Source organism: Bradyrhizobium prioriisuperbiae (genome assembly GCF_032397745.1).
Lineage (GTDB): Bacteria > Pseudomonadota > Alphaproteobacteria > Rhizobiales > Xanthobacteraceae > Bradyrhizobium_A > Bradyrhizobium_A prioriisuperbiae.
In genome coordinates, this window is the sequence record NZ_CP135921.1 from 4508641 (window position 1) to 4528348 (window position 19708).

The 19708-nt window shown below is 64.3% G+C and carries 20 protein-coding genes; 9 read left to right on the top strand and 11 right to left on the bottom strand.

All coding sequences use genetic code 11. The annotated features are described in order from the left end of the window. Positions 1-25 precede the first annotated feature (25 nt). The gene (locus RS897_RS21205) at positions 26-874 is read right to left on the bottom strand and encodes a fumarylacetoacetate hydrolase family protein (protein WP_315838457.1); all 849 of its coding nucleotides are present in this window, start codon (positions 872-874) and stop codon (positions 26-28) included. Between the two features lie 28 nt (positions 875-902). Then, positions 903-2423 (bottom strand): bifunctional 3-(3-hydroxy-phenyl)propionate/3-hydroxycinnamic acid hydroxylase MhpA, encoded by a 1521-nt coding sequence (gene mhpA / locus RS897_RS21210; protein WP_315838458.1) that lies wholly within the window; start codon positions 2421-2423, stop codon positions 903-905. Positions 2424-2714: 291 nt separating this feature from the next. Between mhpA and RS897_RS21215 the strand changes: the two genes are divergently transcribed. Both RS897_RS21215 and RS897_RS21220 read left to right on the top strand, forming a co-directional pair. Beyond that, positions 2715-3866 (top strand): ABC transporter substrate-binding protein, encoded by a 1152-nt coding sequence (locus RS897_RS21215; protein WP_315838459.1) that lies wholly within the window; start codon positions 2715-2717, stop codon positions 3864-3866. Between the two features lie 48 nt (positions 3867-3914). Continuing rightward, positions 3915-5105, top strand: coding sequence for a cytochrome P450 (locus RS897_RS21220; protein ID WP_315838460.1), 1191 nt, complete (start codon positions 3915-3917; stop codon positions 5103-5105). 10 nt (positions 5106-5115) lie between these two features. Here RS897_RS21220 and RS897_RS21225 read toward each other — a convergent pair whose 3' ends face one another. Both RS897_RS21225 and RS897_RS21230 read right to left on the bottom strand, forming a co-directional pair. After that, positions 5116-5907: a DNA-binding transcriptional regulator gene (locus tag RS897_RS21225; RefSeq protein WP_315838461.1), complete on the bottom strand. Its 792-nt coding sequence runs from the start codon at positions 5905-5907 to the stop codon at positions 5116-5118. A 205-nt stretch (positions 5908-6112) separates the two neighbouring features. Further along, positions 6113-6870, bottom strand: a protein-coding gene (locus tag RS897_RS21230) for an IS5 family transposase (RefSeq protein ID WP_315831865.1) whose coding sequence is annotated in 2 segments (ribosomal slippage) — positions 6113-6543 and positions 6543-6870 — 759 coding nt in all. Because the reading frame shifts where the segments join, the coding sequence is not laid out codon by codon here. A 145-nt stretch (positions 6871-7015) separates the two neighbouring features. Here RS897_RS21230 and RS897_RS21235 point away from each other — a divergent pair. Together RS897_RS21235 and RS897_RS21240 are read left to right on the top strand one after the other, a co-directional pair. Continuing rightward, on the top strand, positions 7016-7999 hold the full coding sequence (locus RS897_RS21235) for a VOC family protein (RefSeq protein WP_315838462.1): 984 nt from the start codon (positions 7016-7018) through the stop codon (positions 7997-7999). A 40-nt stretch (positions 8000-8039) separates the two neighbouring features. Continuing rightward, positions 8040-8213 (top strand): hypothetical protein, encoded by a 174-nt coding sequence (locus tag RS897_RS21240; RefSeq protein ID WP_315838463.1) that lies wholly within the window; start codon positions 8040-8042, stop codon positions 8211-8213. Between the two features lie 74 nt (positions 8214-8287). Here RS897_RS21240 and RS897_RS21245 read toward each other — a convergent pair whose 3' ends face one another. Continuing rightward, the gene (locus RS897_RS21245; RefSeq protein ID WP_315838464.1) at positions 8288-8746 is read right to left on the bottom strand and encodes an RICIN domain-containing protein; all 459 of its coding nucleotides are present in this window, start codon (positions 8744-8746) and stop codon (positions 8288-8290) included. A gap of 305 nt (positions 8747-9051) precedes the next feature. Between RS897_RS21245 and RS897_RS21250 the strand changes: the two genes are divergently transcribed. From RS897_RS21250 to RS897_RS21265, 4 genes are all read left to right on the top strand, one after another. After that, the gene (locus RS897_RS21250; protein ID WP_315838465.1) at positions 9052-10029 is read left to right on the top strand and encodes an MBL fold metallo-hydrolase; all 978 of its coding nucleotides are present in this window, start codon (positions 9052-9054) and stop codon (positions 10027-10029) included. A gap of 252 nt (positions 10030-10281) precedes the next feature. After that, positions 10282-10974, top strand: a complete 693-nt coding sequence (locus RS897_RS21255) for a TetR/AcrR family transcriptional regulator (protein WP_315838466.1) — start codon at positions 10282-10284, stop codon at positions 10972-10974. Between the two features lie 18 nt (positions 10975-10992). Beyond that, positions 10993-11253, top strand: a complete 261-nt coding sequence (locus RS897_RS21260; protein ID WP_315838467.1) for a hypothetical protein — start codon at positions 10993-10995, stop codon at positions 11251-11253. 3 nt (positions 11254-11256) lie between these two features. After that, complete coding sequence (locus RS897_RS21265) at positions 11257-11655, top strand: hypothetical protein (protein ID WP_315838468.1); 399 nt, start codon at positions 11257-11259, stop codon at positions 11653-11655. Between the two features lie 4 nt (positions 11656-11659). On the opposite strand, the gene RS897_RS21270 is transcribed toward RS897_RS21265, so the two are convergent. Both RS897_RS21270 and RS897_RS21275 read right to left on the bottom strand, forming a co-directional pair. Further along, the gene (locus RS897_RS21270) at positions 11660-13576 is read right to left on the bottom strand and encodes a methyl-accepting chemotaxis protein (protein ID WP_315838469.1); all 1917 of its coding nucleotides are present in this window, start codon (positions 13574-13576) and stop codon (positions 11660-11662) included. 495 nt (positions 13577-14071) lie between these two features. Next, entirely contained in the window at positions 14072-14671 is a 600-nt protein-coding gene (locus RS897_RS21275) for a TetR/AcrR family transcriptional regulator (RefSeq protein WP_315838470.1), read from the bottom strand. An 83-nt stretch (positions 14672-14754) separates the two neighbouring features. Between RS897_RS21275 and RS897_RS21280 the strand changes: the two genes are divergently transcribed. Continuing rightward, positions 14755-15576: an acetoacetate decarboxylase family protein gene (locus RS897_RS21280; protein ID WP_315838471.1), complete on the top strand. Its 822-nt coding sequence runs from the start codon at positions 14755-14757 to the stop codon at positions 15574-15576. 331 nt (positions 15577-15907) lie between these two features. Here RS897_RS21280 and RS897_RS21285 read toward each other — a convergent pair whose 3' ends face one another. From RS897_RS21285 to RS897_RS21300, 4 genes are all read right to left on the bottom strand, one after another. After that, positions 15908-16255 carry a hypothetical protein gene (locus tag RS897_RS21285; protein WP_315838472.1) on the bottom strand — a complete coding sequence of 116 codons (348 nt, stop codon included), beginning with the start codon at positions 16253-16255 and terminating at the stop codon, positions 15908-15910. 186 nt (positions 16256-16441) lie between these two features. After that, positions 16442-17251, bottom strand: coding sequence for an aldolase (locus RS897_RS21290; protein ID WP_315838473.1), 810 nt, complete (start codon positions 17249-17251; stop codon positions 16442-16444). A gap of 119 nt (positions 17252-17370) precedes the next feature. After that, a complete protein-coding gene (locus RS897_RS21295; RefSeq protein ID WP_315838474.1) occupies positions 17371-18753 on the bottom strand; it encodes a sensor histidine kinase in 1383 nt (460 codons plus the stop codon). A gap of 35 nt (positions 18754-18788) precedes the next feature. Continuing rightward, on the bottom strand, positions 18789-19538 hold the full coding sequence (locus RS897_RS21300; protein WP_315838475.1) for a response regulator: 750 nt from the start codon (positions 19536-19538) through the stop codon (positions 18789-18791). Positions 19539-19708 lie beyond the last annotated feature (170 nt).

Here is a 19708-nt window from a genome sequence, read left to right on the forward strand (position 1 = left end):
ACAGCGCGCGACGGCATTGCACGCTTCAGTCCCCTTCGGCGGCCGCCGGATTGCGCAGCAAGCCAATCCCGGAAATCTCCACCTCCACCGTGTCGCCCGGCTTCATGAACAGCGGCGGAGTCCGCTTGAGGCCGACGCCGCCGGGCGTTCCGGTGACGATGACGTCGCCGGGCTCAAGCGTCATGATGGTGGAGCAGTAGGCGATCAGGTCCGGAATATCGGTGATCAGGAGATCGGTGGTGGTCTTTTGCACGCTCTCGCCGTTGAGCCGCGTCTCCAGTGTCAGCCGGCTGGGATCGGGAATTTCGTCCGTGGTCACCAGCCACGGGCCGAAGCTGCCTGTGTGATCGAAGGTCTTTCCGGCAAGGAATTGCGTGGTGTGGCGCTGCCAGTCCCGGACGCTGCCTTCGTTGTAGCAGGCATATCCGGCGACATGGCCGAGCGCGTCGCTGCGGCCGATGTGACGTCCACGCCGGCCGATGATCACCGCGAGTTCGCCTTCGTAGTCGAAATGATCGGACACGCGCGGGCGAATCACCGGCTGCAGATGGCCCACCTGGCTGGTGGCAAAGCGGGCGAACAGCGCCGGCTTCTCGGTCACGGTCCTGCCGACCTCCGCGACATGATCGCGATAGTTGAGGCCGACGCAGATGATCTTGCCGGGATCGGGAATCACCGGCGCATAGGCGATCGCGTCGAGCGCATGATCGGGCGTACCGGCCGCCAGCACCGCTGCCGCATCCTGCAGACGATCAGCCTCCAGCAGCTCGCGCAAGGTGCGTTGCGCGAGGCGCCGGCCGAGATCGACCACGCCTCGGTCCTTGACCGCGCCGTAGCTTGCGCTCCCTTCGGCAATAAATGACAGCAGCTTCATGATCGGTTCCTTGTGTCCAGACGTCGGGTTATGCGGCGGTCGGCACGTGTGACGTGCTGGTCAAAGCCGCGAGAAGTTTGCGGACATCTCCGCCGTCTTGCGCTGCGCCCAGGATGTAACGATCGGGGCGCACCAATGCCGCGCGGATGCCGCTCTCGCGGAGCCATCCATCGAGGCCCCTGGCCTCGTCGGTGCTGAGCAACGCGACGCCGGCCATCGTCAGTTGCGCGCAATCCTCCGGAGATAATTCGTCGGTCACAGCGGTCTCGGCGAGCAACGTAAAGCCATAACCGATGCGATCGTCGCTGCGTTGTCCGTTCGAAAGGGTGAATTGCGGCGCCAGATGACCGGTCATCACATGGCCGGTCGACAATCCAGGGCCGAGCAGGGGCTTTCGCACCTCCAGCTTGGCGGGGGCATCCTTGCGCGGCACGCCGGCGGCAAGGCCAGCCTCCATCGCCTTGGTGTTGATCAGTCCGCCGAGACGGATCGCAAGCTCGATGAATTCGCGCACATGGGGCGCGCGTTCGCTTTGATAGGTGTCGAGCAGGCTGGCGTTGGCCCAGCCGCGCACCACATGCTGCAGCTTCCAGGCGAGGTTCGCGGCATCGCGGATGCCGGCGCACATGCCCTGGCCGAGAAACGGCGGGGTCTGGTGCGCGGAGTCGCCGGCCAGCAGCAGCCGGCCGTTGCGCCAGGCCTTCGCGATAGTCGAATGAAAGGTGTAGACCACGGCGCGTTCGATCTCGGCATCCGCAGGCGTGATCCAGCGCTCCAGCAGTTGCCGGACACGCGTCGGCTGGGTCGCTTTCACAGCGTCTTCATCGGGATGCAGCGCGATCTCCCAGCGCCGGCGGTTGCCGGTGCCACGGACATAGGTGGCCGGCCGCCGCGGGTCGCAATACTGGATGCTGTGGTCGCCGAGGTCGGGGCGTTCGCGCGTCAGCAGCACGTCGGCCACGAGCCAGCGCTCATGAAAGCCGAGGTCATCCAAACCCGCGCCCATGAAGCGGCGCACCAGCGAGCGGGCGCCGTCGCAGCCGACCACATAATTGGCGCGGATCTCCGCGAGCTGTCCGGTGGCCATGTCCTCGTAACGCACCCGTACGCCGCTCTCGTCCTCGTCGAGAGCGTAGACGTCGCAGCGGTTGTGCACGCTAACGTTCGGCCAGCGGCTGAGGCCCGTATTCAAAGTCTCTTCGAGATTCGGCTGGTGGAAGCGGTAGCTGAGATGCCAGCCCATTGGCGTGAGTTCAGCGGATCGCGACCAGTCGAGCACCAGACGCCCGTCCGCATCGACAAACAGCATGCCGGGGCTCAGCATGACATGCGGCAGGATCTTGTCGCTGAGCCCGATGGCCTGGAACACCCGCATCGCTTCGTCGTCGAAATGCAGAGCGCGGGGCAGATGATAGGCCGTGGCCTCGCGTTCCAGCACCAAGGTGCGGAGGCCGCAGAGGCCGAGCAGGTTGGCCAGCGTGGCGCCTACAGGGCCGCGGCCGATGATGGCGACGTCGAATGTTGGGGATGAGGGCGAGGCGCTGTTCATGCCGGCATCTGTTTCCCAAGCAGGCCGCGGCTTCAACATCTCAGCTCAATCTGTCCGCGGAGCGGACAGGCGGCCTCGGTGATGCAGCCGCTCTGGTTTGTCCGCCAGCCGGACAGTTCGGCGATGGAGCTTCGTGTCAGGGCCTGCATTGGCTAGAGCATCATTCTGACCGTTAAAAATACCGACGTGATGCTGCTTCAACCAAAATACATCGCGCTTTCGTGACGAGAAAAAAGGGGGGCGGCAAAGCTCCTGCGGCTGCGAAAGCAGGCTGCTCAAGGGGAGAAGACGATGATGCTTCGATCTCTGCTCGGCGCCTGCCTCGGACTGCAATGTCTGGCCATGCCGGTCTGCGCGGCCGATATCAATGTCGGCATCGTGCTGTCGGCGACCGGGCCGGCGGCGGCCATCGGCAATGCCGAACGCAATGGCACGGTATTTGGCCCCGCTTCGATTGCCGGCAATAAGGTCAACTACCTCTTCCTCGACGAGGCCTCCGACAGCACAGCGGCGGTCGCGGCCATGCGCAAGCTGGTCCAGGAACGCAACATCGATCTCCTTATAGGCCCGACCACCACGCCGGGATCCTTCGCGGTGATCGATCCCGCGGTCGAGTTCAAGGTGCCGGTGATCTCGCTTGCACCGGTCAATGCGCTGGTTTCTCCTGTTGATGCGCGGCGTCGATGGATTTTCAAGACCACAACCAATGATGACCATGAAGCCACGCCCTTGTTCGCGCACATGAAGCGGACCGGGGTCAAGGAGCTGGCGCTGATCGGCTTTGCCGACTCCTATGGCGATGCCTGGAGCAAGGTCAGCGCCGAGATCAGCGCGGCCTCCGGCATCGCCCTGATCGCCAACGAGAAGTATGCCCGGACCGATACCACGGTACTGGGCCAGGTGCTCAAGATCCTGGCGGCGCGGCCAGATGCGGTCCTGATTGCCGCCTCCGGCGCACCGGCCGCCCTGCCGCTGCTGCAGTTGCGCGAGAAGGGGTATGCCGGGCCGATCTACGGCACGCTCGGCGCCACCTTCGGGGATTTTCGCAAGCTGACCGGCGTGCAGGGCGAGGGCATCTTCGTGCCGCTTAGTCCGGCGGTCGGCGCCGCGTCCTTCCCCGATAACGACCCGGCAAAAGCAGCAGCGCTGGAATTCATCGCCCGCTACGAAGGCAGGTTCGGTCCGGGCAGCCGCAACATCTTCGCCGGCTCCGCTTATGATGCGCTGATCCTGCTCGCACACGCGGCACCGGCCGCGCTGAAGGCAGGAGCGCCCGGCACCGCCGAATTCCGCGAAGGGCTCCGCACCGCCATCGAATCCCTGAAGGGCGTTGCCGGATCGCGCGGGGTCTACAATTACGGTCCCGACAACCACACCGGGCTCGACCAGAGCGCACTGGTGCTGGGCCGGATGGAGAAAGGCGAGTGGGTGGCCGTGCGCTGAGTGAATTTAGCCGCATTGACGCGCGCCTGCCGATTCTGTGGAGCGATGATGAGTGCACCAGACGTTCCGGCGGATTGTCCGGTCTATGACATCGATCTCTATGGCGATGAGGTGTTGCAGGATCCCTATCTGCACTACCGTGTGCTGCGTGAGCGTGGTGCCGTGGTCTGGCTGCCGCGGAACCGGCTCTATGTGCTCTCCCGCTTCGACGACGTCCGCACCGCGCTGCGCAACACCGCCGTGTTCTCGTCCGCGCACGGCGTTGCCGCAAATGATGCGGTCAACGAGATGTCGCGCGGCACCACATTGGCAAGCGACGCACCGCTGCACGATCGCCTGCGGGCGATCGTTGCGGCGCCGATGCTGCCGCGGGCGCTTGCGGACATCAAACCGCAAATCGAGGCCGAGGCGAACCGGCTTGTCGACGATCTGCTCGTGCGTGGGCAGTTCGACGCGGTCACCGATCTGGCCCAGCACTTGCCACTCACGATCGTCTCCAAACTGGTGGGCCTCGAGGATTATGGCCGCGGCAGCATGCTGCGCTGGGCGGCGGCGACATTCGACGTGCTCGGGACGATGAACCAGCGTGGATGCGCAGGGATGGCGCATGTGCTGGAGATGCGGGCCTATCTGGACGAGGGCACGATCCGCGACCGGCTGCGCCCGGGCAGCTGGGGCCGGCGGATTTTCGAGGCGGCGGATCGTGGCGAGGTCGAGCCGCAGAGATGCCCGGTCCTGATGCGCGATTATCTGGGCCCGAGCCTCGATACCACGATCTTCGCCACGGCGAGCCTCATGCTACTGTTCGGGCGCCATCAGGATCAATGGGATCTGGTGCGCGGCGACCCCGGCCTGATCCCGAATGCGATCAACGAGGTCTTGCGTTTGGAATCACCGGTGCGCGGGTTTACCCGGTTCGTCACCGCCGATGTGGCCGTCGGGGGCGTGACGATCCCGGCTGCCAGCCGGGTGCTGCTGCTCTATGCGTCGGCCAATCGCGACGAACGGAAATGGCAGGACGCGGACCGCTTCGACGTGCGGCGCCGCGCCAACGACCATCTCGGTTTCGGCAACGGCCCGCATATGTGCGCGGGGCTGCATCTCGCCCGCCTGGAAATGGCCGCCTTGCTCCAGGCGCTGGTGCGCAAGGTTCGCCGTTTCGAAATCGGTGAACCGGTGTTCGCCCTCAACAATGTGCTGCGCGGCCTGGCGTCGCTGCCGATGCGGGTGCTGTCCTGATGCCGGCCGATCACGGTGCGATGGGAAGCGCTGCGGCCATGTCCCGCATCGGTGGGGCAAAAGCGGCGACCGCCTCGTCGAGCGAGAGCGCCGAGCGGATCCAGATGATCGAGATGCAGCCGAACACCACATCGCCGCGCACGATCGGGACCGCGATGCTGGACGTTTTGGGATTGTATTCGCCTTCGTCGCGGATAGCGTAGCCTCGCTGCGCGGTGTCCGCGATCATGCGCGCCAGGCGGCCGGTGTCGAGAAAAGGTCGATCTTCGGCCTCGTCGATGCGGCGCAGGTGATTGATGATGACGTCGCGTTCGCGCGGCGCGCAGGCGGCGAGATAGGCGCGGCCGGCTGAGGTCCGCAGCATCGGCAGCCGTTTGCCGATCATGCCGCGATCGATCGACAGGGGGCTGCGCGGATGAGTGGTTTCCTGCACCACCATGGCCGCGTTCTCATAGGTCGACAGATCGACCGGCCAGACCAGCTGTTTGCTGAGCTCGGCGAGATGGGGCGCCGCGGCTTGGGAGATCACCACCCCCGGATCATAGCCGTCGCCGAGGCTGCTGGCGCGCCGCGTCACCCGGAAACGCTCGTCGCTGGCGCTGCGCGCCACATAGCCGAGTTCCTCCAGGGTTTCGAGCAGGCGATAGACCGTGGGCCGCGGCAAATCGAGCTGGCGCGCCACGTCGCCGGCACGGATGCCGCCGGAGCGGTTGACCTCATGCAGCACGTCGAGGCCGCGTTTGAAGGCGCGCACGCCCGCCGATCGCCGGGATCCCGATCCGGGCGTCCGCTCCTTGGACACTTCCAATTCTCCTCCTTGCCGGCGGCCGTGCCACCGGTATTCTTTGTGCGATCGCTGCGGTGCGCCTGCATCCTAGTACCCGGAATCAGAGCTGAGTGATACGCGATCCTCTGCGGAAGAAGGGGCTTCTCTTGCTAGCAGAATCATCCTGACCTTGAATCGCGACTCACGTTCCAAGAAAAGGGGGTACTAGGGTCCAGACTCATTAGATCCACCATACAAGAGCGGCGGCGAGGCAGACAGATGCCAAGTAGTTGCGGGCCAGCTTATCGTATCGGGTTGCGATGCGCCTGAAGTCCTTCAGTCTGCTGAAAGCGCTCTCGATACGCCAGCGCAGCTTGTAGAGGCGCTTGTTGAAGCTAAAAGGTTGCTTCCTGTTGCGGCGGTTTGGGATAACCGGCTTGGTCCCGCGCGCGTGCAATTCCTCGCGCAATTCGGCGCTGTCGTAAGCCTTGTCGCCGAGCATGCACTCCGGCGGCATCACCCTGTGGATCAGTCGTTCCGCGACCGGGCAGTCATGCGCTTCACCTCCGGTCAGCAGAATGGCGATCAGGCGCCCCTTAGCATCTGCGAGTGCGTGGATCTTCGTGTTGCGCCCTCCGCGCGAGCGGCCAATAGCCTGATTGTGCTCCCCCTTTTTCCGCCCGCTGCCGAGCGATGTGCTTTGACATGGGTTGAGTCGATCATTTGCGTGTCCGTGGCGCGGCCCCGGCCGGCAAGCTCTCGGAACAGATTTTCCCAGACCCCACGTCGTGCCCAGCGCACAAAGCGATTGTAAATCGTCGTCGGAGGACCATATTCGGGCGGGCAATCGCACCAGCGGCAGCCGCTTCTCAGCACATGAATGATGCCGCTGATGACCCGACGATCATCCGCGCGCTCTACGCCGCGGACATCCGTCGGAAGGTGAGGTTCAATCCGTCCCCACTGTTCGTCGCTCAACCAAAATAGATTCTTGCGCACGATCCCAAACCCTTCCAAAAGCGAATCAGGATCGTATTGTCTCTGCTGAGAAATTAATGAGTTCTAACCCTAGTGCAGGATTCCCAGCCGCGATATCCTTCCGGTTGCAGATCAATGCAGCCGTGAGCAGGACAAGGAAACGTCCATGGAAATCACCGCACTCGGGTATGTCGGAATCCAGTCCTCGAAACTCGACGACTGGGCGCGCATGGCGACGAAGCTGCTCGGCATGCAGCAGGTCGATCGCGGTGCGCTGGTGCGGGCTTTCCGCATGGACGACCGCAAGCAGCGCCTGGTTGTCGATGGATCCGGCGACGCCGGCCTTGCGGTGATGGGCTGGGAGGTCGCATCGCCCGTGGATCTCGACCGTCTGGCCGGCCGGCTCGACGATCACGGCGTCGCGGTGACGCGCGGATCGCGTGCGCTCGCCGACCAGCGCCACGTCACCGAGCTCATTTCGTTTCACGATCCCGCAAGCAATCTGCTGGAGGCGTTCTGCACGCCGGCGTTGGCCACCGATCCCTTCAGGCCCAGCAGGCCGATCTCGGGATTTCGCACGGGTGCGCTCGGGATGGGGCATGTCGTGATGAATGTCGAGGATGTCGAGCCTCTGCTGCCGTTCTATCGCGATCTGCTCGGCTTCCAGGTGTCGGATTTCGGATTGACGCCGTACAAGCTCTATTTCTTCCACGTCAACGGCCGCCATCACAGCTTTGCCATGGTGGGCTCGGGACGGCGCGCCATGCATCACTTCATGGTCGAGGTCGGCAGCCTGGACGACGTCGGCCAGGGCTATGACCTGGCGCAGCTGGATGAGAGACGGATCGCCTATACGCTGGGGCGGCACACCAATGACCATATGACCTCGTTCTACGTCCACACGCCCTCGGGTTTCTTCATCGAATACGGCTGGGGCGGCCGGGTCATCGATCCGCCGACCTGGCAGCCGCATGAGACCTTCGACGGTCCCTCGCTGTGGGGCCACGAGCGGCTGAACATGCCGGAGGCGCAACGCAAGCGTCTGCGGGACATGCGGCTGGACGCGGCGGCGCGCGGTGTGCGTGTGCCCGATCCGCAGGTGCCGCCGCTGAACTGTCCATGGCTCGACACCGTGATCGCGCGGGAGTAGATCGGTTTTTGTTCTTGATCGGTTTGTTCAGCGGGGAAACATGAGACTGCAGAAAATCCTGCTCCAGGCCAGGTTTGCCCTGCTCGCCTTCGCGCATACCGCTGTGGCCGAGCTCCTGAAGGTCACACTGCTCGGCACGGGAACGCCGACGTACGGTCTGTCGTTCGCGCAAATCGTCGACATCGTAGCGGCAGCGCCGCCGCAGCAGGAGTGATCGGCAGGTGCGATGTCCGGGATCTGATCCGCAGATAGACCCCGGGGTATCGCTTTGCTCAGCCGGGCTATGTGCTAGTCAAATCGCGTTGCTGACCTGACAGGCTTGATGATCCAGGTCCGCGACGGATCGCCGTCGCAGTCGAACTGGAGAGCTTCCACATTGTTGTCGGTACTCACGCCCCCGGCAATGGTCAGGCACTTCTTGGTTTGCACATTCCTGATCTGAGAACCGCCGTCGACATTGAAGATCCTCCAGCGGCGCGACGGATGACTGTCGCAGTCGAATTGGAGGGCTGTGACGTTGTTATCGGTACTCAGTCCTCCTGCAATGGTCAGGCACTTGCGGGTTTGCGCATTGACCAGCATCACCTGGCCGGGCGCTGCAAGCGAGATATCGGGAACCGCAACAGCAAACAGCCCTGACGCCAACAGGCCGGCTGCGAAAAAATGACGGGCGCGCGAGAAAATTGTCATAATATCTCTTCTCCTGGCAATGTGGATGTTGAGCGGGACAGTTGAGTAGAAAATCATGGCACACCCTCAATGGGTTGAACGCATGAACGGGCTGCCGCCGATTTTGCTGACGGGCGGCCGGGCTGGTCCGGCTTGCGTGAGTCGCTGGGCGATATCGATCGGTTCAAGCGTTATCTTGGCTGAATCGACGATGGCGATGCGTCGGCCTCAGCGATCCGAGTTCCTGCGCAGGCGGGCGGCGGCGCGCGGCGTTCGCGTGCCCGGTCCGCAGGTGCCGCCGTTGAACTGTGCGTGGCTCGACAGCGTGATCGGGCGGGAGTAGATCGGTTCTTGTTGCGGATCGGTTTGTTTAGAGGGGAAACATGAGACTCCAAAAAATCCTGCTCCAGGTGGGTTTTACCCTGCTGGCCTTCGCGCATGCGGCAGCGGCCGAACCGCTGAAGGTCACGCTGCTGGGCACGGGAACGCCGACGCCGCGGCTCAGCAACTTCAGCGCGTCGACGCTGGTCGAGGCGGGACCGGAGAAGCTGCTGTTCGACTTTGGCCGCGGCGCCACCATGCGCCTCTATCAGAAGCGCGTTCCGCTTGGTGCGCTCACGGCGCATTTCATCACTCATCTGCATTCCGATCATGTTGTCGGCTTGCCGGATGTCTGGCTGACCGGCTGGCTCGCCGTGCCCTTCGGCTCCCGCAAGACACCGATGGTCATCTTCGGCCCGAAGGGGACCGTCGCCATGACGGAGAACCTGACCAGGGCTTTTGCCGAGGACATCCGCATTCGGATCGACGACGAGCACCTGCCGCCTGAAGGTGTGGTCATCACGGCGCGGGATGTCGAACCGGGCCTCGTGTATGACAAGAACGGCGTCAAGGTGAGTGCCATCGCGGTCAATCACGGCGAGAAGATCAAACCGTCGTTCGGTTATGTCGTGGAATATGACGGCAAGAAAGTCGTGCTTTCGGGCGACACCAAATATGATGAGCGCATTGCCGCGGCCGCCAAGGGCGCGGATCTGCTGGTCCACGAAGTCGCGGTGATCGAGCCGGCCTTGCGTGAAAACTATCCGGCCTATCGCGACATCGAGGCGCATCACACGTCGCCGGAAGAAGCAGGGCGCATCTTCAGCCTGGCCGCGCCGAAGCTTGCCGTCTATTCGCATATCGTGTTCGCCAGCGTGAAGCCCGCGCCCGATGTGCCCGAGGACGTGCTGATCGCGCGCACTCGCGCGACCTATGCCGGACCGCTGCTGGTCGGCCGCGACCTCATGACGTTTACAATCGACGACGGGGTGAAAGTCGCGGACGGGGCAGGCGAGGCGATCCAGCCATCGGGCAAGTAATTGGACGGCGCTCGCTTCATCCGCGAAAGCTTTCGTCGTTGATGACAGTCAGAAATGGATGCCAGGCGCCTCATCCCCACTCTGTCGTTGCCCGGTCCTTCGGCCGGGCGATGACACCTGAGTGTATGGAAGCGACCTCCAAGCCACGCCCGTCAATCAACCAGACGTGACGAAGAGGTACCCGGAGCAGGGTTGACGTCGGTTCGGTTGCCAATATATGTACAATCGAACATATATTGGATATTGGCTGAAATGCCCGTAAAAACTGCCTCAAAAGCCGCGTCGGCGCCCCGGCCGCCTCGCGGCCGGCGCACCCGGGAGCGTCCGGACGGCCGCACGGCATTGCTCGCGGCGGCGACCCATGCGTTCGCAAGCCTCGGCTTCGACGCGGCCGACTTGCGCAGCATTGCGGCTGCGGCCGGTGTCGCGCCCAATCTCGTGCGGGTCCATTTCGGCAGCAAGGCGGAGCTGTGGCAGGCATGCCTGGATGCCATCGCGGTCGAGGCCGTTCCCGTCTTTGTGCATTTGAAGATGCTGGCGGACGCTGTCGAGCGGCCGCTGATGGAGCGGCTGGCCGAGTTGATCGTGCGCGTCGCCGACTTCTTTTCCGTTTATCCGGACGTGCGTGATTTTGTCGCCCGTCATGCCTCCGGGGAGGCCGAGCGGGCCGCGCGGGTCACCGATTGTCTCATTCGCCCGGCGTATGAGAGCGCAAAGCCGCTGTTTACAGCGGGAATCGAAGCCGGGATCGTTCGCAGCCGTCATCCGGCGCTGTTCTTCGCGCTGCTCAACAGCGCGGTCAATCAGCCGCCCGCGTTTCCGTTACTGCTGCATCGCCTGTCGCCGGAGATTGCGCCGGAGACGGCGCGCGCGATGCTGACGGAGACCATTGTCGCGACACTGCTTCATTCACCGGCCGAGAGCAGGCCGCTCACCAAACAATGAGATAGAGGATCTGATGTCATGAGAGTGCGTATCGCCGCCGTCTTGCTGGGGATGCTGATGCTGGTCAGCCCTGCGCTTGGCCAACCGGCCCCATCGGAAGATCAGCAGCGCCAGGCTTGCCTGAGCGATGTCATGCGCCTGTGTGTCGCCCATGTGCCGAACCGTGCCAGGATCCAGTCCTGCCTGGGGCAGCACCATCAAGAACTCAGCCCGCAATGCCGCACCGTCTATGACGCGTCGCTCAGGGCTCAGCGCGCGGCGCCGCGATCGCAGGAGTGAGTCGTGTCGTCGCTCTCGCGCCGATCTCTGGGCGTCCTCGCGCTGCTGCTGGCTTTGAACAATCACGCGCACGCGGAGATGTCGAAATCCACTTGTTGGAGCGCGGGCTCGCTGTTCGCGCTGGCGCAGTCCTGCGAGCGCCGGCATTTCAGCTCGCCCGGACAGATCGAAGCCATCCTCGCCGATCTTGATCAGCACCTGTCATTGCGCGACAACCGCCGATTGAAGCAGGGTTTTGAGCAGGGCGCCCGCCGCGGGCGCGTGTTCATTCCGCGGCGGGGCTGGGTCACGAACCCCGTCGACAAAGCGGAATGCGCACGGGCGCAGACGGCCATCGACGCCTACAAGACCATGCTGGATCTAACACTGCCGATAGCTGGAGAAACGTCGCCGGCGTCCTGAGATGCTACGCCTCCCGCACCGTTGCCAGGAAGTTCCCCACCTCGCGCTTCAGCCGCTGACTCTCTCGTGCCAGCGATTGCGCCGAAGCATGGACGTCGGTGGAGGCCTCGCCGGTCTCGCCGGCGCCGCGGCTGACGTCGGCGATGGTGGCGGCGACCGCGACCGTGCCGGTGGTGGCGTGCTGGATGTTGCGGGCGATTTCCCGGGTGGCCGCGCCCTGCTGTTCGACCGCCGCCGCGATGCTGCCGGCGATCTCCGACATCCGTGCGATGGTGCCGCCGATGCCGCGGATCGCCGCGACCGAGTCCCGGGTGGTGGCCTGCAGCGCCAGGATCTGCTGGCCGATCTCGCCGGTGGCGGCCGCGGTCTGCGTCGCCAGTTGTTTCACCTCGGAGGCGACCACGGCAAAGCCGCGGCCGGCTTCGCCGGCGCGCGCCGCCTCGATGGTGGCGTTGAGCGCCAGCAGATTGGTCTGTCCGGCGATGCTGGAAATCAGCTTGACCACGTCGCCGATGCGCTCCGCCGCGCTGGCCATCTCGGCGATCCGTGCATTGGTGTCGCCGGCCTGCTGCACCGCCTCGGAGGCGATCCGGCTGGACTCGTCGACCTGACGCCCGATCTCGCCGACCGACGACGACATTTCCTCGGTGGCGGACGCCACCGATTGAACGTTCTCGGAGGCCTGTCCGGATGCGGCGGCGACGGTTGCCGACAACTGCCGGGTGCGGTCGGCATTGCGGGTCAGCGTGTCGGCGGAGGCTTCGAGCCCGCTTGCTGCCTGCGACACCGTGTCGATGATCTCGCCGACCGCCTGTTCGAAGCCGTTCGCGAGCTGGTGCATGTCCGCGCGCCGCCGTTCTGTGGCTTGGCGCTCCTGTGCGGCCTTGACCTCGGCGTCGCGTTCTGCCTTGGTCGCCACATTGACCTTGAAGGTCTCCACCGCCTGCGCGATCTCGCCGATCTCGTCATTGCGGCCGAGCCCCGGCAGCACCACCTGCAGATCTCCTGCGGCAAGCTGCTGCATGGCGCGCGCCATGCTGGACATCGCGCCGGCGACGCGGTGGGCGACGATAAAAATCACGAGGCCGGTGATGAGTGTCGCCAGCGCAATGATCCAGATCAGGTTTTGCCGCAGCTGGCGCGCCTTGTCCTCGGCCGCCTGGTAGCGCGCCTCCGCCGCGGCGATCACCGCGAGCAAAGCGGGACGGTTGCGGGCGTAGAGGGTGGCGAGGTCGTCGGCTTCTTCGGTCAGCTGGTCGCGCGACACCATGTAGGCCATGAACGCGGATTCGTAGGCCTCCGCGAGCTTGGCGAGCTCCGCTTTTACCTCGGCCGCGAGATCGGATGCCGCGAGCTTCGACTTGAAGTCGGCGACGCTCGCCTGCAGGGCATCGCCATACTTGTCGTCTCCCCGCAGCATGTAATCCTTCTCATGGCGGCGCATGGTCAGCATCACGTTGGTCAGGGCGGTATCGTTGAAATCCGCAAGCCTGCTCTCGATCGTGTGCACGGCGGCGCGCAGCCGGCCCTGCAGGCCGTCCTTCTCGGTCAGGCCGAGCACGCGTTGCGCGGCGACGACATTCTGGAAGCGGACCGCGTACTGGTTGATGCCCGGCCGCAGCGAAGCCGCTGCCTTCAAGGGATCATCCGTCGGCAATGGTGCGATGAAAGCCTCGATCGCGGTCAGGTGGTCGGCGGCGCGGGCCAGCGTCGCGGCGTGGAGGCCGATGCGCTTGTCGTCATGCTTCTGCATGAATTCGTTGGCGGCCTGGCCGGCCTCGAGATAGCTCTCCGACAGGCTCATCACGTCGAAGCGGAAGCGCACGCTGGCGTCGGAGTCCTGCTGCACTCTTGCGTCGATATGAAAGCCGGTCAGGCCGATCGCGCCGGCGATCATGGCGCCGGCAACTCCAAGTGTCACGATTTTGAGACGCAATCCGATACGGATGCGGAGAGAACGAATGACGCGAACGAGAGAGTGCAGACGCAGATACCGGAGCATGTGATCAACAGCAGTTTCTTCTTGAGACAATTGGCCCCCGCCACGGCCGCCGACTAACATCGGACTCGTAACGAAACTCTGAAGAAAATCTTGCATGTGCGAGAGAGACAGAAGATACGTCCAATCGTACGACTTTCGAACGATGCGATATGACGTTGCGGCGAATGGAAGATGTCTTTTGGATAACGTTGATTTTTCGAATCGATCGCCGTTATGGATCGGACGCGTTTCGTTCCTGCATCCGGATTTCGTGTTCCGCGCGAACGATCATGGCACCGATCGCGAACGGCACGGCAATGATGCGGGAACGCAGTTGCGCGCGTGTGCAATTCCGCGAATGAAATGACGCTGGTGTGACAATCGCATACTCGTCTGCGACAAAACGAGAGTCGTGCTTAATGATGACGCGCGTTGTCACGATCTGCGACGGCGCTTGGTGTCCGGCACCAGGATGCGCACGAATTGCTCCGACATCTTTTCCAGGTGCCGGGGATCGCGATAGGCGCGCTCCATCACCGCCAGTCCGCGGGTGAAGGTCACCACAAGCTCCGCGGCGGCATCGGGATCGCAACTGAGCTTTCGTCGCGTGGCCGGGGTCGAAAGCGCATCCCGGATCAGTGCGGTGAGATCTTCCAGCAGCTGCTTGACCCGGGCTTCGATCGCCTTGCCGGCGAGCGGCAGTTCGAGCGCCGTCTTGGTCGTCAGGCAGCCACGCGACGGGGCGCCTTCGCTCATGTTGGCGATGACACCCTTGAACAAAGTTGTCAGCGCGACCACGGGATCGGGGTCCGACAGCATTTGCCCGACAAAATCGAGAAAGCGGCTTGCGTAGCGTTCGAAGGCAAGCAGGAACAGCCGCTCCTTGTCGCCATAGGCATTGTAAAGGCTGCCGCGTTGAACGCCCGTGGCTTCCGCCATGTCGATCATGGATGTCGCGACGAATCCGTTCTGCCAGAAGGTTTCGAGGGCGGCCTCCAGCAGGGCGTCTTCATCGAATTGTCGCGTGCCGACCATGGGGGCAGATACTTCATTCTTGACAGTAATGTCAAGTTTGACAAGTATGTCAAACATACGGTGTATGAAGAAGGAGACGATCAATGACCTATCGGTTTGAGGCCGGACGCATCTATCGGATGCCGACGCATTTCGGACCGGCGTACGGACCGCGCCAGTTGCCCGATGATATCGTGGTCGACCCGAAGCGGAGCCGGCGAACGCTGTCGGTCGTGGCGAGTTTCCTGACCGATCCGGAGGTTCTGGAACAGCATCTGCCCGATGGCTTCCGTCTCTCCGGCGAACCGGTGGTCACGGTTGAATGTCATCACATGACGGACATCGACTGGCTCGCGGGGCGGGGCTACACCATGATCTGGGTCGGCTGGCCGGCGACGTTCACAGGCCGCCGGGATCGCGCCACCGGCAAGTTTCTGGCCGTTGTCTGGGAGAATCTCGCCGATCCGATCATCACCGGGCGTGACGAGATCGGGCATCCCAAACTCTATGCCGAGATCGCAGAGCCGCGTCGGTGGAATGGGGCCCAGATCTGTACCGCGGGCTGGATGGGATTCCGCTTTCTCGAGCTCGAGGTTTCGCAGTTGCATGACGCGGAGCCGGATCGGCAAGGTGCTGCTTCGGACGGAACCCTAATGCTGAAATACAAGCCGCGCACGGGCGCCTGGGGCGAGGCGGATCTATGCCAGGTGACGCTTACGCCGGCTGGCGATCCGGACAATCATATCGAGCAACGCCAGGCGGGCGCGGGTTTGGTGCGCTTCCACAAGGCAAGCTGGTCGGACCTTCCGACCATGCATCATGTGGTGAATGCGCTGGCTGCATTGCCCGTCATCGAAGCGCGCGGTGGCTCGGTCACGCTCTCGCGTGGCGGGAAGTCCTACCGCGACCAGCGCGTGCTCGTGTAGCGCCGGCCGACACGGAGCGACATGGCGCCACTCGCCGATGGGATTCGTTAATCCTTGCCGAGCGCCGCCATGGCCTGGGCAAGTCCACGGAACGAGAGTCCGATGCCGACATCACGCTGGGCGGCATCCTGTCACCACGCCCGCTCCCGGATACTGGATCGCCCGGTCCTGCGGCCGGGCGATGACGCCGGGTGTGGGAGACGCGCCTCGAGCCTCAGGGAGAGTCAGTCCCGGCTGCGGTACGCCGGCTCTTCCCGATCCAGAACCCGCCTCACGCTTTCCAGATGCCGCCGGGCGGTCACAGCGGCAATGTCCGTAGCCAACCGCCGCGTCACATCAATTTCATCGGCGCGTCGCCAACCACGCGCAGATGGATCCTGCCGATCAGGCCCGCACGGCGCGTCTCGGCGGCGGTGATGGCGGCCTCGGTCTGTCGCAAGGTGCTGACATTCGATCCGAGCGACACGATGCCGCCAAGCACCAGCGCAATCGACCAGAGGGCTGCGGTCGCATCCAGTCCGAACAAGCCGAGCAGCGTGACGAGCAACAACGCAAACCCACCGCCGATCGCCAGCTTCGATCCGAAAATAATCCGCCTGCTGCGTTCGGCGCTCTCGGCAAGCTCCTCGATCCGCGCTTCGATCTCGGACATCTCGTCGGTCGGTTCGTCTTCGGTCATCGGGGTCAGGTCCGTGGGGCGGGTCAGGAATGGCGGATTACGCCTTTCGGCTGATCCGCCCTGCGTGCTGAGTGTGAGGGTAGATTAGAGCGTTTTCCAGCGAAGTGGGCACCGGTTCGCGTCAAGAAAACGCGTCAAAACTAGAATCTAGAGCCCCGTTCCGATTCTATCGGAACGGAAATGGCTCTAGCCCCGGCTCCTGTAAGCCGGCTCTTCCCGATCCAGAATGCGCCTCATGCTGTCCAAGTGCAGCCGCGCGGATTCCCTGTCGCCTTCGCGCATCTGTTTGGCGGTGACTGAGGCAATCTCCGGGGCGACCGGGACAATCGGGCGTCCGGTGGACATGGCGATGCACTGCACTTCGCAGGCCCGTTCCAGATAATACAGGTCGTCCCAGGCTTCCGCGATGCTGTTGCCGAGGACCATCACGCCGTGGTGCTTCATGAACACGATGTCGGCATCGCCCACCGACGCCGCGATGCGGTCGCCTTCGCGGCTATCGAGGGCGAGGCCGTTGTAGTCGCGATCCACCGTCGTGCGGTCGTAGAATTTCAGCGCGGTCTGGCCGGCGAACACCAGCGGCTCGCCCTCGACCATGCACAGCGCGGTGGCGTGCGGCATATGGGTGTGGAACGCCACCCGGGCGCGTGGCACCTTCATGTGCAGCCGCGCATGGATGAAGAAGGCGGTGGCTTCCGGCGTTCCCTTGCCCGAGAGCACGTTGCCGTGGAAATCGCAGATCAGCAGATGCGCCGCAGTGAGTTCGCTGAAGGCGTAGCCGTAGGGGTTCACCAGGAATACGTCGTCATAGCCGGGCAGCACCGCGGAAAAGTGGTTGCAGATGCCTTCATGCATGCCGAGGCGGTGAGCGAAACGGAAGCAGGCGGCGAGATCCTCCCGTGCATTCCACACCGCTTCGCTGTCGAAGTCGGGCCGGTTCGGTGCGACCGCGGTCGAGCTGTCGGGGGCGGTGTCTCGGTTTAATGCATGGGCCATCGGTCAACTCTCGTCCGTCACCGCTCCTTGTTGCATCTTATGGCACCGGGGGCGACCGGAAATCGTCGGCGGATGGGCATGGCTCCGCTGCGCGGGGCACCGGCTTGGGCCTGGTTGCTCTAAACTTCCTGAGGCGATGTGGCTGACGGCAGCACCATCAGCACCCGCAGGCCGGAGGGCTCGGCCGGGCGCATTTCGATGCGGCCACCGTGCCGCTGGATGATCTCCTGCGCGATCGACAGGCCCAGGCCGAAGCCGCCGCTGCTTTCGCGCCGTGCGTTGTCGACCTTGAAGAACGGCTCGAACACCTTGTCGCGCAGCGCGGCGGGAATACCGGGGCCGTCATCGGACACCTCGATGGTGACGGAATCGCCCGCTTCGGTGTGGAGCGCCACCGTCACGGTGTGGGCGTGCTTGACTGCATTCTCCACGATGTTGGTGACGGCGCGCGACAGCGCGCGCGGCCGGCAGGTATAGGACAGCCGCGGCGGCCCCGCGTAGCGCACCGCGTGTCCGGTGTCAGCGAAGTCCGAGCAGATGGTCTGCAGGAAGCTCGGCAGGTCGATGCGCGATATCGCCTCCGAGCGGGTGTGGTCGCGCAGATACTCCAGCGTCTCGTCGAGCATGCGGCTCACATTGGTGAGGTCGCTGAGCATGGCGTTGCGCAGGCTGTCCTGGCCGACGCGCTCGGTGCGCAGCCTCAAGCGCGTCAGCGGCGTGCGCAGGTCGTGGCTGATCGCCGCCAGCATCCGGGTTCGGTCGTCGAGCAGGCCGCGGATGCGGGTGCGCATGTCGTTGAGTGCGTCGGTGACCTGCATGATCTCGCGCGGGCCGCGCCGGCTCAGCGCACCATGGGCCTGCGGCGAGCGGCCGAATGCGGCGGCGGCGCTGGCGACATCGGCCAGCGGCGCGATCACCCAGCGCACCGCATAAAGCGACAGCAGCAGCATGGAGAACATGACAATGATCACCAGCAGCGCCGTCGGCGTGAGCAGGAGCGGCCAGATGCTGGCCTCCAGGGGAATGCCGACCACCAGGGCATGGCCGGCGTCGAGTCGGGTGATGATCTGCCCGGACGGGCCGCCGGGGTCGCGCAGGCCCTCGAGCAGTTCGATATCCGACTGCGCCTCCAGCGGCCGCAGCGCGAGGCGTCCGATGAGAGGCCGGCTGTCGGCTGTGGCCGGCATCAGGTCGGTCAGGGCGACGCGCCTGACCTGAAGATCGTTGCGCTGGATCGCGGCGAGCAGCGCGTCGGCATCGGCAGGGCTTTTCGCCGCACGGATCAGCCGCGTGATCTCGGTGACGCGTCCGGCCGCGAACATCGGGTTATCGTCGCGCGAGGGCGGATCGAACAGCAGCCAGATGACCGCCACCACCAGGGTGATGCCGAGCAGCACGGCGATGGCGACAAGGCCGGTGATCTGGGCCGTGATGCTGCGCGGCATCAGGTGCCGCGCCCAATTCATCCGGCTGGTCATCGGAGCAGGAGGCAAATCAGTCATGTCACTTGTGATTTGGCCGGTCATCAGGCCGGCCATCATGCCGGCTCCACCACGGGCGTGAACAGATAGCCGCCCAGCCGCACCGTCTTGATCATGGAGCGGTCCTGCGGATCGGGTTCGATCTTCTGCCGGATGCGGCTGATATGGACATCGATGCTGCGTTCGACCGGCCCGGCGAGGCCACCCTGCGCGAGATCGATCAGCTGCTCGCGCGACAGCACCTGTCCGGGGTGGCGGCAGAACGCCAGCAGGAGATCGAATTCGGCGCTGGTCAGCGTGATCCGCACACCGGTGGGATCGTGCAATTCGCGCCGGGTGGGATCGATGCGCCATCCGGCGAAGGTCAGCGGGCGGGCACGGTGCCGCATTGTTGCCGCGCCGCTGTCCGCGCGGCGCAGCAGCGCGCGGATGCGGGCCATCAACTCGCGCGAATTGAACGGCTTGGTCACATAGTCGTCGGCGCCGAGTTCGAGGCCGAGGATGCGGTCGAGGTCTTCGCCCCGCGCCGTCACCATGATGATCGGGATCGACGACCATTGTCGCAGCCGGCGGCAGATGCTGAGGCCGTCCTCGCCCGGCAGCATGACATCGAGCACCACGAGGTCGATGCTCTCGCGCTGGAGCAGCGCATCCATCTCCGAGGCCGTGCCGGCAAACATCGGCGCGAAGCCATTGTCTTCGAGCACATCGCTCAGCATGTGCGCAATCTCCGGGTCATCCTCGACGCAGAGAATGCGCGCCTGGGTGGCGGGAGTGGGGAGCACGTCGTGTTCAAGAGCCAGCATCGCGGCAGTTTAGAGCCATCCGTGGCTTATGAGCAGCGTGCAATTGTGTCGTTTTGTTAAGGGCGGGCTCGAAAATGGCCGGAATATGTCGCGGGTTTTGGCGGGCGAGACCTCTCTTATTGTTTCTTAATCCCGGGCCTGCGGCCCGCATCCTAGGGTGGCGCGATCCG

Bases quoted from the DNA above. Each gene is read 5' to 3' on its own strand.
- RS897_RS21245 (WP_315838464.1), bottom strand. From the start codon at position 8,746: ATGATTTTCTACTCAACTGTCCCGCTCAACATCCACATTGCCAGGAGA.
- RS897_RS21205 (WP_315838457.1), bottom strand. From the start codon at position 874: ATGAAGCTGCTGTCATTTATTGCCGAAGGGAGCGCAAGCTACGGCGCG.
- RS897_RS21285 (WP_315838472.1), bottom strand. From the start codon at position 16,255: ATGACCGAAGACGAACCGACCGACGAGATGTCCGAGATCGAAGCGCGG.
- RS897_RS21215 (WP_315838459.1), top strand. From the start codon at position 2,715: ATGATGCTTCGATCTCTGCTCGGCGCCTGCCTCGGACTGCAATGTCTG.
- RS897_RS21290 (WP_315838473.1), bottom strand. From the start codon at position 17,251: ATGGCCCATGCATTAAACCGAGACACCGCCCCCGACAGCTCGACCGCG.
- RS897_RS21220 (WP_315838460.1), top strand. From the start codon at position 3,915: ATGAGTGCACCAGACGTTCCGGCGGATTGTCCGGTCTATGACATCGAT.
- RS897_RS21235 (WP_315838462.1), top strand. From the start codon at position 7,016: ATGGAAATCACCGCACTCGGGTATGTCGGAATCCAGTCCTCGAAACTC.
- RS897_RS21295 (WP_315838474.1), bottom strand. From the start codon at position 18,753: ATGACTGATTTGCCTCCTGCTCCGATGACCAGCCGGATGAATTGGGCG.
- RS897_RS21260 (WP_315838467.1), top strand. From the start codon at position 10,993: ATGAGAGTGCGTATCGCCGCCGTCTTGCTGGGGATGCTGATGCTGGTC.
- RS897_RS21275 (WP_315838470.1), bottom strand. From the start codon at position 14,671: ATGGTCGGCACGCGACAATTCGATGAAGACGCCCTGCTGGAGGCCGCC.
- RS897_RS21300 (WP_315838475.1), bottom strand. From the start codon at position 19,538: ATGCTGGCTCTTGAACACGACGTGCTCCCCACTCCCGCCACCCAGGCG.
- RS897_RS21250 (WP_315838465.1), top strand. From the start codon at position 9,052: ATGAGACTCCAAAAAATCCTGCTCCAGGTGGGTTTTACCCTGCTGGCC.
- RS897_RS21255 (WP_315838466.1), top strand. From the start codon at position 10,282: ATGCCCGTAAAAACTGCCTCAAAAGCCGCGTCGGCGCCCCGGCCGCCT.
- RS897_RS21280 (WP_315838471.1), top strand. From the start codon at position 14,755: ATGACCTATCGGTTTGAGGCCGGACGCATCTATCGGATGCCGACGCAT.
- RS897_RS21240 (WP_315838463.1), top strand. From the start codon at position 8,040: ATGAGACTGCAGAAAATCCTGCTCCAGGCCAGGTTTGCCCTGCTCGCC.
- mhpA (WP_315838458.1), bottom strand. From the start codon at position 2,423: ATGAACAGCGCCTCGCCCTCATCCCCAACATTCGACGTCGCCATCATC.